The 13486-nt window shown below is 45.0% G+C and carries 12 protein-coding genes and 2 tRNA genes; 1 reads left to right on the top strand and 13 read right to left on the bottom strand.

Features of this window, described 5'->3' with window-relative positions:
* The coding region (locus tag L3V37_RS19510) for an integrase core domain-containing protein (protein ID WP_155489908.1) at positions 1-94 on the top strand (94 nt) is incomplete at its 5' end.
* Positions 95-124: 30 nt separating this feature from the next.
* On the opposite strand, the gene nlpI is transcribed toward L3V37_RS19510, so the two are convergent.
* From nlpI to folP, 13 genes are all read right to left on the bottom strand, one after another.
* Positions 125-1042 (bottom strand): lipoprotein NlpI, encoded by a 918-nt coding sequence (gene nlpI, locus L3V37_RS19515; RefSeq protein ID WP_213867251.1) that lies wholly within the window; start codon positions 1040-1042, stop codon positions 125-127.
* Positions 1043-1220: 178 nt separating this feature from the next.
* Positions 1221-3356: a polyribonucleotide nucleotidyltransferase gene (gene pnp, locus L3V37_RS19520; RefSeq protein WP_005380098.1), complete on the bottom strand. Its 2136-nt coding sequence runs from the start codon at positions 3354-3356 to the stop codon at positions 1221-1223.
* A gap of 292 nt (positions 3357-3648) precedes the next feature.
* Positions 3649-3918: a 30S ribosomal protein S15 gene (rpsO, locus tag L3V37_RS19525; RefSeq protein WP_005380094.1), complete on the bottom strand. Its 270-nt coding sequence runs from the start codon at positions 3916-3918 to the stop codon at positions 3649-3651.
* Positions 3919-4059: 141 nt separating this feature from the next.
* Positions 4060-5013, bottom strand: coding sequence for a tRNA pseudouridine(55) synthase TruB (gene truB / locus L3V37_RS19530; RefSeq protein WP_237306812.1), 954 nt, complete (start codon positions 5011-5013; stop codon positions 4060-4062).
* Complete coding sequence (gene rbfA, locus L3V37_RS19535) at positions 5013-5408, bottom strand: 30S ribosome-binding factor RbfA (RefSeq protein WP_005380087.1); 396 nt, start codon at positions 5406-5408, stop codon at positions 5013-5015. The genes truB and rbfA overlap by 1 nt, the downstream gene beginning before the upstream one ends.
* A 114-nt stretch (positions 5409-5522) precedes the next feature.
* On the bottom strand, positions 5523-8234 hold the full coding sequence (infB, locus tag L3V37_RS19540; RefSeq protein WP_005380086.1) for a translation initiation factor IF-2: 2712 nt from the start codon (positions 8232-8234) through the stop codon (positions 5523-5525).
* A gap of 22 nt (positions 8235-8256) precedes the next feature.
* Positions 8257-9744: a transcription termination factor NusA gene (gene nusA / locus L3V37_RS19545; RefSeq protein WP_005380084.1), complete on the bottom strand. Its 1488-nt coding sequence runs from the start codon at positions 9742-9744 to the stop codon at positions 8257-8259.
* 36 nt (positions 9745-9780) lie between these two features.
* Positions 9781-10236 carry a ribosome maturation factor RimP gene (gene rimP, locus L3V37_RS19550; RefSeq protein WP_005386424.1) on the bottom strand — a complete coding sequence of 152 codons (456 nt, stop codon included), beginning with the start codon at positions 10234-10236 and terminating at the stop codon, positions 9781-9783.
* A 225-nt stretch (positions 10237-10461) separates the two neighbouring features.
* Positions 10462-10538 (bottom strand) — tRNA-Met (locus tag L3V37_RS19555).
* A gap of 56 nt (positions 10539-10594) precedes the next feature.
* Positions 10595-10678 (bottom strand) — tRNA-Leu (locus L3V37_RS19560).
* A 16-nt stretch (positions 10679-10694) separates the two neighbouring features.
* Positions 10695-11033: a preprotein translocase subunit SecG gene (secG, locus tag L3V37_RS19565; RefSeq protein WP_237306814.1), complete on the bottom strand. Its 339-nt coding sequence runs from the start codon at positions 11031-11033 to the stop codon at positions 10695-10697.
* 220 nt (positions 11034-11253) lie between these two features.
* Entirely contained in the window at positions 11254-12594 is a 1341-nt protein-coding gene (gene glmM, locus L3V37_RS19570) for a phosphoglucosamine mutase (RefSeq protein ID WP_237306816.1), read from the bottom strand.
* Positions 12595-12613: 19 nt separating this feature from the next.
* Complete coding sequence (gene folP, locus L3V37_RS19575) at positions 12614-13444, bottom strand: dihydropteroate synthase (RefSeq protein WP_237306855.1); 831 nt, start codon at positions 13442-13444, stop codon at positions 12614-12616.
* Positions 13445-13486: the final 42 nt, after the last annotated feature.

Here is a 13486-nt window from a genome sequence, read left to right on the forward strand (position 1 = left end):
GATGGTAGCAGAGTCCGTAGATATCTATAATCAAATGAGGCCTCATACGGCTTTAAAATACAAAACGCCCGATGAAGTACATCGAGCGTTTTAGTTAAAAAGTGTCAACCCATATCAGGACGGGTCAAATTTCCAGCTTCTTGGCAGCCTTTAACTTGGCCAATCTATCTTGCTGTAATTGATCGTAGATTTGCGCCAGCTCCAAGAAAGAATAGCGATGCTCAACATAATCGTAAACGTTGAACGAAATCGCGAGCTTATAAAGTGAGATGGCACTTGCGATATCACCTTCAAGCTGATTACGCTTTCCAAGGTAGAAATACGTTTCCGTCAATCGTTCAGCTAGGCGATAATTCTCTCTTGTTCCATCCATAATTGCTTTAAGCGCGTCTTCGTCCGAGACATCTCGCAGCATGATGGCAACAAGAACCCACCCCCACTCTTCACTACGATCACGTAAATAACGCTGTTGAAGGTTCGCTTTTGCTTGCTCTGGATTTTGCTCAGCTTCGATGATGTACAGCCATAATGAACGAAAAGGATCCGTTGGCATTTCTTGATAATGCTTGGTCATATCTTCTAAAGCGAGATCGATTCGGCCACCATAATATAGTGCAATCGCACGGTTGCGCTCAGCATAGGTATTATCCGGAGCCAACTCTATGGTCGAGTCAAACGCTTCATATGCCGCATCAAACTCTCCTACTTGGGTAAAGTATACTCCCAAAAGATTGAAGATGTCCGGCTGAGCAGGATTCAACTGCAAAGACTGGTTAAAGTCCAAACGGGCAAGATCACGCAAACCAACGCTGTCGTAGTAGCTACCGCGCTCATAATGCATTTTAGCGCGCACTTCATCACTAAGGTCGGGACGTTGTAGCAACTGCGATAGACGCGCGATTTGTACTTCTTGTTGAACACTAGGCTGAAGTGGCACCGCCATCGGTGGATATAACCACTTTTGTGCTGATTGTTGAGAAGTATTTGCACAACCGGTCAGCGCGATAGCAACACATAAAATTGCGGTTTGAAACCATTTCACTAATTGATACTCCTGTTTGGACCGCTCAAGATTTGTTTCTCTTAATGCAATATAGGCGATAACCTCGTTTGAGGTTAATACATCGAAACAAACCAAAAAAGGGGAGCGAAAATGCTCCCCTTTTATAACATGCTTTCAGGCCCTTAATCTAATAAAAGGCTGAAAGTCTCATTTTGTCTTACTCGTCTTTAGCAGCCGGTGCTTCAGCAGCAGCTTCTTCAGCTGGCTTTTCTACCGCTTCTTTCATGCTTAGACGTACACGGCCTTGGCGGTCGATTTCAAGAACTTTAACTTGAACTTCTTGACCTTCAGCTAGGTAGTCAGACACTTTCTCTACGCGTTTTTCTGCGATTTGAGAAATGTGTACAAGACCATCTTTGCCTGGAAGAACCGTTACGAATGCACCGAAGTCAGCTAGACGTGCAACTTTACCTGTGTAGATACGGCCCACTTCCACTTCAGCAGTGATCTCTTCGATACGGCGGATAGCTTCTTTCGCAGCAGTGCCTTCAGTTGCCGCAATCTTGATAGTACCGTCGTCTTCGATTTCGATAGTTGTACCAGTCTCTTCAGTTAGAGCACGGATAACTGCACCACCTTTACCGATAACGTCTTTGATCTTCTCAGCGCTGATCTTCATCGTGTGAATACGCGGAGCAAATTCAGAGATGTCTTCACGAGCACCAGAGATTGCTTCATCCATTACAGATAGGATGTGCTTACGTGCGCCTTGAGCTTGGTTAAGCGCAATTTGCATGATTTCTTTAGTGATGCCTTCGATCTTGATGTCCATTTGAAGTGCAGTGATACCAGTGTTAGTACCTGCTACTTTAAAGTCCATGTCACCTAGGTGGTCTTCATCGCCAAGGATGTCAGAAAGTACAACGAAATCGTCACCTTCTTTAACAAGACCCATTGCAATACCAGCAACAGATGCTTTGATTGGTACACCTGCGTCCATAAGCGCAAGAGAAGTACCACATACTGAAGCCATTGAAGATGAACCGTTAGATTCAGTGATTTCCGATACAACACGTACTGTGTATGGGAACTCATCAACAGAAGGCATTACTGCAGCAATACCACGCTTCGCCAGTTTACCGTGGCCGATTTCACGACGCTTAGGAGAACCTACAAAACCAGTTTCACCTACACAGTATGGAGGGAAGTTGTAGTGCAGTAGGAAGTGATCTTTACGCTCACCAGTTAGCTCATCGATGATTTGAGCATCACGCTGAGTACCTAGCGTTGCCGTAACGATCGCCTGAGTTTCACCACGAGTGAATAGCGCGCTACCGTGAGTACGAGGAAGAACACCAGTACGTACATCTAGTGCACGAACCATGTCTTTTTCACGGCCATCGATACGAGGGTTACCTGCAATAATACGGCTACGTACCACTGTCTTCTCTAGATCATGGAAGATAGTGTGGATTTCTTTTGTGTCTGCTTCAGGATCTTCAGCAAGAAGAACTTCATTTACTTCCGCAGCGATCTCATGGATGCGGTCGTAACGAGCCATTTTCTCAGTAATTTGGTAAGCTTCAACAAGTTTAGCTTCTGCTAGATCAGCAATCTTATTTTTAAGCGCTGTGTTCTCTTCAGGAGCAACCCAATCCCAAGCAGGAGTTGCAACTTCTGCTTTGAATTCGTTGATAGCTTGAATAGCAACTTGTTGTTGGTCATGACCATAAACAACCGCCGCTAGCATTTCTTCTTCAGTTAGGTTGTCCGCTTCTGACTCAACCATCAGTACTGCTGACTCTGTACCTGCAACAACAAGGTCAAGCTTAGAAGTTTCTAGTTCAGTTTGGCTAGGGTTAAGTACAAGCTGACCATCGATATGACCAACACGCGCCGCACCGATAGGGCCGTTGAATGGAATGCCAGAGATAGCAAGAGCAGCAGAAGTACCGATCATTGTAACGATATCTGGCTGAACATCTGGGTTTACAGACATTACTGTCGCGATAACCTGAACTTCGTTTTTAAACGCGTCTGGGAATAGCGGACGGATTGGACGGTCGATTAGACGAGCTGTTAGCGTTTCGCCTTCAGAAGGACGACCTTCACGTTTGAAGAAGCCGCCTGGGATTTTACCCGCAGCGTAAGTACGCTCTTGGTAGTTAACCGTTAGTGGGAAGAAGTCTTGACCTGCAACGGCTTCTTTTTTACCTACAACAGATACGAATACAGACGTATCATCCATTGTGACCATAACTGCTGCTGTAGCTTGACGTGCAATAACGCCAGTTTCTAAAGTAACTGTGTGGTTACCGTACTGGAACGTTTTAACAACTGGTTTTTCGAACATTGTTATTCCTTGTTTCTAATCTTCCTTTAGTGCTTAAAGAAATCTTAGATGTGTTAATTGACACTCAAGGCATTACGAATCGCGACTAGTAAAAAGAAACTCGGAAATTCCTTTTGAATAGTCGCGACCTTTTGGTCGACGTGGTTGACTGTAATGCTATGAGCTTTTGAGAAAACCTCTTACAAGGTTTAGCCGCCAGTATTATAACGGCATAAGTCTAATTTGGCTAAATTTAGGCAACAAAAAAGGGGCATAAAGCCCCTTTTTAGACAAACTGCTATGCAGTCGCTGATTAGCGACGTAGGCCTAGACGTTTGATTAGGTCTTGGTAGCGAGCTAGGTTTTTACCTTTTAGGTAATCTAGAAGCTTACGACGACGAGAAACCATGCGTAGAAGACCACGACGGCTGTGGTGATCGCCTTTGTGCGCTTTGAAGTGACCTTGTAGGTGGTTGATAGAAGCTGTAAGTAGAGCTACTTGAACTTCTGGTGAACCAGTGTCGCCTTCGCCTTGTGCGTATTCTGCAACGATTGCTGCTTTAGTTTCTGCATTCAGAGACATAATTCTCTCCTAATAAGAGTAGGTTTAAAGTTGTAGCAGCCAATCTCTGATTCAGCCGCTACGCGAAGCGCGGATTATAGGGAAATTTCCTATCTCGTGCAATATAAAAATACCGACACTCAGGTCGGTATTTTCAATCATTTACTTGGATGCAACGTCATCTCGGAACACGACCAATCGCTTAGGAGCGATTTTGCCATCTTCGTTCATTTCGCCAACGCCAATAAACAAGCGTTCTTCACCCATAGTAAGGCGAAGTGAGCCCTCAGTCGGAGCACCAAATACTTGAACGGGCTGCCCATGTTGGACCATATCCGCCAGTTCAGGCACCAAGTTGACTTCTGGTAAGTCTTCTACCGCTGTATCCATTGGCAAAAGCAGTGGGTCCAGTAGTTCTCGAGGCGCTCGTTCCTCGCGGTGAGCTTGCTCTAGCAACTCATTTAGTTGCTCAAGTGTTACCATATTCTCGTAAGGGTATTTAGCAACACCAGTACGACGAAGCATAGTTACGTGCGCACCACAACCTAACATTTCGCCCAGATCATCAACGATAGTACGAATATAGGTACCTTTAGAGCAGTGCACTTCCATCTCTACTTCATCGCCTTCAAAACGGTGAAGAACAATCTCATATACCGTGATCTTACGAGATTCACGCGGAACTTCGATGCCTTTACGAGCGTATTCATACAAGGGTTTACCTTGATACTTCAACGCAGAGAACATGGAAGGCACTTGATCAGATTCACCACGGAACTGATCGATGCACGCTTCTAGCTTGTCTAACGTAACATCGATTGGACGTGTCTCTACAACTTCACCATCCGAGTCAGACGTATTGGTACGTTCACCCAGCTTTGCGATCACGCGGTAGCGTTTATCAGAATCAAGAAGAAACTGAGAAAATTTTGTCGCTTCACCCAAGCAAATTGGCAGCATGCCTGTCGCTAATGGGTCCAAGGCTCCAGTGTGGCCTGCTTTCTCAGCAAAGTAGATTCGCTTTACTTTTTGCAGTGCATCATTGGAAGAGATACCTGTTGGTTTGTCCAACAGTATAACGCCATTAATTGGACGACCTTTACGACGACGAGCCATTATTCTTCGTCCTCACGACCAGAATCTTTTTGCTTTTGTTTGTCTGAACTAACGACTTCAGACACTAGGTTAGACATACGCATACCTTCAACAAGCGTATTGTCATAGTGGAAGCGGATTTCTGGCGTTAAACGTAGACGAATACGCTTACCTAACATCATGCGAATGTGCACTTCGTGCTCACGTAGCGCTGCTAGACATGATTCTGGTGTTTGCTCACCCACACACAGGAAGGTCACAAATACTTTTGCGTAAGCTAGGTCACGAGAGACTTCTACGTCTGAGATCGTCACCATGCCAAGGCGAGAGTCACGAACTTCACGTTGAAGGATCATCGCTAGTTCTTTTTGCAGCTGCTGTGCAACGCGCTGCGTGCGGCTAAATTCTTTTGACATATCTTTACTCTTATATAGAAAGAATGGGGGGTTGGTCAAAGCCAGCCCCCCATGGTGTATTCAACAACCAATTACTACTTATCTTTCAAAGACAATATTAGTAATTTTAGTCAATTAGTCTAGAGTACGTTTAATTTCAACGATTTCGAAGACTTCGATTTGGTCACCAACGCGAACATCATTGTAGTTCTTAACGCCGATACCACATTCGTAGCCATTCTTAACTTCTTGAACGTCATCTTTGAAACGACGCAGTGACTCTAGTTCACCTTCGTAAATAACAACGTTATCACGTAGTACACGGATTGGGTTGTTACGCTTGATCACACCTTCTGTAACCATACAACCAGCGATAGCGCCCAGTTTCGGTGACTTAAACACGTCACGAACTTCAGCAAGACCAATGATCTCTTGCTTGAATTCTGGAGCAAGCATACCGCCCATTGCTTGTTTCACTTCGTCAATCAATTGGTAAATGATTGAGTAGTAACGTAAGTCAACAGCTGCGGCTTCAACAGCACGGCGAGCAGAAGCATCTGCACGAACGTTAAAGCCAAGGATGATTGCGTTTGAAGCTTCCGCTAGTACTACGTCAGTTTCCGTAATACCACCAACACCAGAACCAACGATGTTCACTTTAACTTCGTCAGTAGATAGCTTAACTAGTGAGTCTGCGATTGCTTCTACAGAACCTTGAACGTCTGCTTTAAGTACAACGTTAAGTTCAGCAACTTCACCAGCAGTCATGTTAGAGAACATGTTCTCTAGTTTAGATTTCTGCTGACGAGCAAGTTTCACTTCACGGAACTTACCAGCACGGTAGTTAGCTACTTCACGCGCTTTACGCTCGTCACGAACTACTGTTGCTTCATCACCTGAAGATGGTACACCTGAAAGACCTAGGATCTCTACAGGGATAGATGGGCCAGCCGAAGTAATTTCTTTACCTAGCTCATCACGCATTGCACGAACACGGCCGTATTCTTGACCACAAAGAACGATGTCGCCTTTGTTTAGTGTACCTGATTGAACAAGCACTGTTGCAACTGGACCACGACCTTTATCTAGGCGAGATTCAACAACAACACCAGATGCCATGCCTTCAGCTACAGCTGTAAGTTCAAGAACTTCAGACTGAAGAAGGATTGCTTCTAGAAGACCATCGATGTTTGTACCCTGTTTAGCAGAGATGTGAACGAACATGTTCTCACCGCCCCACTCTTCAGGAATAACGTCGTATTGAGCAAGCTCGTTCTTAACGTTATCTGGGTTCGCATCTTCTTTATCGATCTTGTTCACAGCAACAATTAGAGGAACGCCTGCCGCTTTCGCGTGCTGAATCGCTTCTACTGTTTGTGGCATTACACCATCGTCTGCTGCAACTACAAGAACAACGATATCTGTTGCTTGAGCACCACGAGCACGCATTGCAGTAAACGCTGCGTGTCCAGGAGTATCAAGGAACGTGATCATGCCGTTGTCTGTTTCAACGTGGTACGCACCAATGTGCTGAGTAATACCACCCGCTTCGCCAGAAGCAACGTGTGTGCGACGGATGTAGTCAAGTGTTGACGTTTTACCGTGGTCAACGTGACCCATGATAGTAACAACTGGAGCACGTGGAACTGCTTCCGCGTTAGTGTCACGGTCAGATAGTACCGCTTCTTCCAGTTCGTTCTCTTTACGAAGAACTACTTTATGGCCCATTTCTTCAGCAACAAGTTGTGCTGTTTCTTGGTCGATCACTTGGTTGATAGTCGCCATAGCGCCCATCTTCATCATTACTTTGATAACTTCTGTCGCTTTAACCGACATCTTGTTAGCAAGTTCTGATAGAACGATCGTTTCGCCAATTACAACGTCTTGCTTAGCAACCGTTGCTGACTTATCAAACCCGTGCTGCATTGAAGTCGGCTTAGCAAGTTTGCCCTTACGACCTCTACCGCCACGTTGGTTGTTACGGCCACCGCGAGCTTGGTCGTCTTTACCCGAAGCTGCTTTTTTCTTCTTACGACGACCGCCTTCTACTTTGCGATCTGCTTCATCTTCGGCTTCACGTGCGTATTGTGAAGTCGTTACATGGTAATCTGTATCTTCCATATCACCCTTTTTCTCTTCTGCAGCAGACCAACGCTCTTTATTCTTTTCAGCCAATTCGCGAGCTTCTTCAAGCTTGCGCTGACTTTCCTCTTCAGCCTTACGCTTAGCTTCTTCTTCCTGACGACGTTTAAGCTCGTCGGCCTCTTTTCGCGCTGCTTCTTGCTTAATTTTCTCTTCAGCATCACGCTTTGCTTTTTCTTCAGCATTACGTTGTGCATTCGTATCTACGTCTCGCTTCGCTTTTTCTTCAGCTTCACGTTTCGCTTTTTCTTCCGCTTCACGTTTTGCAGCTTCTTCAGCTTCACGTTTCGCAGCTTCTTCAGCTTCACGTTTTGCAGCTTCTTCTGCTGCACGTTTTGCTGCTTCTTCTGCTTCACGTTGTGCTGCTTCTTCAGCTTCACGTTTCGCTTCATCTTCAATTGTGCTGCGCTTCACGTATGTACGTTTTTTGCGCACCTCAACCTGAACATTCTTACTCTTACCACCACCCGCGTTCACACTAAGTGTACTACGAGTTTTACGCTGAAGCGTAAGGCGAGTCGGCTCTGAATCACCTGATTTATCACCGTGTTCTTTCTTTAAATGAGAGAGAAGCTTCTGCTTCTCTTCATCAGTAACATTGTCAGAGCTCGCCTTTTTAATGCCAGCGTCAGCAAGTTGTTCAATCAAGCGGTCGACTGGCGTACCAATCTCATCACTCAGTGCTTTAACTGTTAATTGTGTCATGCCGCTTCCTCCTTGCCGAAAATTATGCTTCTTCGCCGAACCAACAGATGTTACGTGCGGCCATAATTAGCTCACCTGCACGTTCTTCGGTCAGGCCTTCGATACCTTCTAAATCGTCAATACCTTGGTCAGCAAGATCTTCCAGTGTCGCTACACCTTTCGCTGCCAATTTAAATGCCATCTCACGCTCAAGACCTTCAAGTGCAAGTAGGTCCTCAGCTGGTTCTAGACCTTCAAAAGACTCTTCTTGTGCTAGTGCGATCGTCGTTAGTGCATCTTTTGCACGTCCACGAAGCTCTTCGATTAGTTCTTCATTCAAACCATCGATTTCTAGTAGCTCGTTAACTGGCACGTATGCGATTTCTTCTAGCGTTGAGAAACCTTCTTCAACAAGAAGTTGAGCGAAGTCTTCTTCAATATCTAGGTACTTCATGAAGTTTTCAATAGATGCTTGTGATTCTTCAGCGTGTTTCTTCTGAAGATCAGCAACTGTCATAACATTCAGTTCCCAACCGGTTAGTTGAGATGCTAGACGCACGTTTTGACCGTTACGACCAATAGCTTGCGCTAGGTTGTCAGCTTCAACTGCGATGTCCATTGAGTGTGCATCCTCATCAACGATGATAGAAGCAACATCAGCTGGCGCCATTGCGTTGATAACGAATTGAGCTGGGTTATCATCCCAAAGAACGATATCGATACGCTCACCACCAAGTTCGCCAGAAACAGCTTGTACACGTGCACCACGCATACCAACACACGCACCTACAGGGTCGATACGTTTGTCATTTGTTTTGACAGCGATCTTAGCGCGAGAACCAGGATCACGTGCTGCGCCTTTAAGCTCGATAATATCTTCTGCGATTTCAGGCACTTCAACACGGAACAGTTCTGCCAACATTTCTGGCTTAGAACGAGTGATGAACAATTGGAAACCACGTGCTTCAGGCGCGACTTTGTAAAGAAGGCCACGTACGCGGTCGCCTGGACGGAAGTTTTCACGAGGAAGTTGGTCATCACGCAGGATTACCGCTTCAGCGTTATTACCAAGATCAAGCACGATTGTGTCACGGTTTACTTTTTTCACGACACCAGTGATTAGATCACCTTCATTGTCGATGAACTGTTCAACGATTTGTGCGCGCTCAGCTTCACGAACTTTTTGTACGATAACTTGCTTAGCAGTTTGAGTCGTAATACGGTCAAACGTTACTGATTCGATTTCGTCTTCTACGTAGTCGCCAAGCTCGATAGAATCATCTTCGTATTGCGCTGCTTCTAGTGAGATCTCTTTTGTAGGGTTCTCAACGTCATCAACAACTAACCAACGGCGGTAAGTTACAAATTCACCGGTTTTACGGTCAATGGCAACACGTACGTCGATTTCGATTTCGTATTTTTTCTTTGTAGAAGTTGCTAGAGCAATCTCAAGAGCCTCAAAGATACGCTCACGAGGTACCGCTTTTTCGTTCGATACCGCTTCTGCTACCGCTAAAATTTCTTTACTCATTGTATTTAGCCTCTAAGCTTTAACTTTTTTAGGGAACTAAAATTTAGGGATCAGGTTAGCTTTGGAAATGTTACTTAGAGCAAACTCTTCTTGCTGACCGTCTACAGTAATTGTCACTGTTTCGCCATCAACACCGTGGATAATACCTTTCCACTTACGACGGTTTGCTACAGCCATTTTCAATACGATGCTGACCTCGTGACCAATAAATTGCTCGTAATGTGCTGCTTTAAAAAGTGGTCTTTCTAAACCTGGAGAAGACACTTCTAGGCTGTAAGCAACAGAAATTGGATCTTCAACGTCTAAAACTGCACTAACTTGGTGGCTAACTTCTGCACAGTCGTCTACGTTAATACCATTTTCATGGTCAATGTAGATACGTAACGTTGAGTGCGCGCCTGCACGAATGAATTCTAATCCAACTAACTCATAACCTGATGCCGCTACTGGCGCGTCAAGCATTTCAGTAAGTTGTCTTTCTAAACCAGTCATTTAACCACTCCAGAAACAAAAAAAGGGCTCAGAGCCCAATCAAAAAACCAAGCAGTATCTGAGCTATTTCAAAAAGCTCAGATAACAAAAAACCCCGATAGTCGGGGTTTTATGCTGCTGGACCCTGATACGTTAAGAATAGCCAACAATTGCTTTTCTTAACTCGTAGTGTGGTTAGCACTACGCAAACTTGCCAATCTACGATTTCCTTTTAAAGAAAGAGATTGGTTGCGGGGGCCGGATTTGAACCGACGACCTTCGGGTTATGAGCCCGACGAGCTACCAAGCTGCTCCACCCCGCGTCCGACTTGCTGAGCATTATACTCGCAAACAAGTGATTTACAAGTTTGTAAATACATGGTGCCGAGAGAGGGACTCGAACCCTCACACCTAAGGCACTAGCACCTCATGCTAGCGTGTCTACCAATTTCACCATCTCGGCATCAAAACCTTACAGCTTATTGAGGAATTTCATCACCCGCTGGGGCAGGAACTTCACTCGCTGCATCCTTAACTTGTTCAACAACTGGTTGACCTAACGTTGGATCTACCCATTGTGATTCAGCCTGGTGCGTAGACATACGACCAAGTAACAAGCTAACGATAAAGAATACGGTTGCTAAAATAGCAGTTGTTCGTGTTAAGAAATTACCTGAGCCGCCAGCACCAAACACTGTGTTTGAAGCACCAGCACCGAACGAGGCTCCCATATCTGCGCCTTTACCTTGTTGAATCAACACAAGGCCAATCACACCAAGCGCTGCCAACAGGTAAATCACAAGTAGAACTGAAAACATTTTTTCCACCTATGTTCCAAATTGTTGAGCCAGCGCCGTTCAAAAGAATAAATCATAATGAACAAGGCTAGCGACCTCCTAACGGGAGGCGGAGCAATACTAGCGAAAGCCAGTAACGCTGACAAGGGAAAATTAGTAAAAAATCAATGCCAATGCGTTAAGCGCTCAAAAAAAGGGCAAAAGATGCCCTTTTCATTCAAGACATGCTTTAACGCAATGATTAACAACTTGCTTTAACAGCCTCAGCGATTTTCAATGCTGAGTGTTGAACTAGTTCACCATCTTCGCCTTCCACCATAACGCGGATCAAAGGCTCAGTGCCAGACTTACGCAGCAGTACACGCCCTTTATCACCAAGTGTCGCCTCTACTTCAGCGACAGCGTTTAATACAGCTGTAGCTTCAAGAGGGTTAGTTTCTCCTGAGAAACGGACATTTTCTAAAACCTGAGGATATAGTGTCATTCCTTGCGATAGTTCATATAAAGACATATCGCTGCCAATTACAGAAGCAAGTACTTGAAGTGCAGCAACAATCGCATCGCCGGTTGTGACTTTATCTAATAAGATCACATGGCCTGAGTTTTCAGCACCAATTTTCCAACCTTTTTCTAGCAGTTGCTCCATGACATAACGGTCACCAACAGCAGCACGTACAAACGGAATGCCTAGCTGCTTTAAACCATTTTCCATACCCAAGTTAGTCATTAGTGTACCAACAACACCACCCTTTAGCTCACCACGACGAAGTGCATCACGAGCGATGATATAAGCAATTTGGTCACCATCAACTTTGTTACCCAAGTGATCGACCATAATGATACGGTCACCATCACCATCAAACGCGAGACCAAGATGCGCTTGCTCTTCAACAACACGCTGTTGAAGAGCTCGTACGTCTGTTGCGCCCACTTTTTCATTAATGTTGATGCCGTTAGGCTCTACGCCCATAGCGATAACTTCTGCCCCAAGTTCTTTGAAGACATTTGGAGCGATGTGGTACGTTGCACCGTGCGCACAGTCTACTACGATCTTAAAGTTCGCAAGGCTCAACTCAGATGGGAAAGTACTCTTACAGAATTCGATGTAACGACCAGCAGCATCATTTAGGCGGGTTGCTTTACCAAGCTCAGCAGACTCCACACATTCAATTTCTTTATCTAACTCAGCTTCGATCGCCAATTCGATATCGTCAGGTAGCTTAGTACCCTCAGAAGAAAAGAACTTAATGCCGTTGTCGTAATATGGGTTATGTGATGCAGAAATCACAATACCAGCCTCGGCACGGAAAGTCTGAGTTAAATAGGCCACAGCTGGAGTTGGCATGGGACCAGTAAATGTTGCTTTAAGTCCCGCAGCTGCAAGGCCTGCCTCTAGTGCAGATTCAAGCATATAACCTGAAATACGTGTATCTTTACCTATGATAACTTTCTTTGTGCCTTGTTTCGCTAGTACACGACCAGCAGCCCAGCCAAGCTTAAGTACGAAGTCTGGAGTGATTGGGTATTGTCCTACTTTACCGCGCACACCGTCAGTACCAAAGTAACGTCTTTCATTCGACATAAACTTTCCTTTATTATTTTTAAATATTGTTTTTCGTCATCTCAACAACTTTCATCGCTTCGATTGTCTCTTCAAAGTCATGCACGCGAATGATCTGCGCGCCTTTCATCGCGGCAATCGTAGCACAAACGACACTTGCGTTCGTACACTCTGCCGCTGGCTTGTCTAACAGTTTGAAGATCATGGATTTACGAGACATGCCAGCCAAAATAGGCAGGCCGAATTCATGAAACTTTTCAAGATGAGCAAGCATATGATAATTGTGTTCGATTGTTTTGCCAAAGCCAAACCCAGGATCGAGAATCAGTTGAGATTTATCAATCCCTGCTGCTTCACACGCCGCGATACGTTCTTCTAGAAAAGCCGACACGTCCCCCATTAAATCATCATAATGAGGGTCAACTTGCATGGTCCTAGGCTGACCTTTCATATGCATCAGACAAATTGAAAGGTTTGCTTCTGCTGCGACTTCCAGAGCACCTGGCTCTTGCAGCGAGCGGATGTCATTGATCAAATCAGCCCCAGCATCAATTGCTTGACGCATCACTTCTGCTTTACTGGTGTCAACGGAAATCCATACATCATATTTTTCACGAATGGCTTTGATTACTGGGACAACACGCCTAAGCTCTTCTTCCAAAGACACATCCGGTGCACCAGGTCTTGTTGATTCACCACCAACATCAACAATACTTACACCAGCCTTTATCATTTTATCAACTTGAGCAAGAGCAAGTTCAATTGAGTTGTATTTACCGCCATCCGAAAAGGAATCCGGTGTCACATTTAGAATGGCCATGACATGTGGACGCGAAAGGTCCAAAGATTTGTTATTTGCTGTAATCATCATCATAAACACAAAAACCCCGAGATAACTCGGGGTTTAATATTA

This window comes from Vibrio sp. D54, assembly GCF_021728075.1.
In the GTDB taxonomy this organism is placed as follows: domain Bacteria; phylum Pseudomonadota; class Gammaproteobacteria; order Enterobacterales; family Vibrionaceae; genus Vibrio; species Vibrio alginolyticus.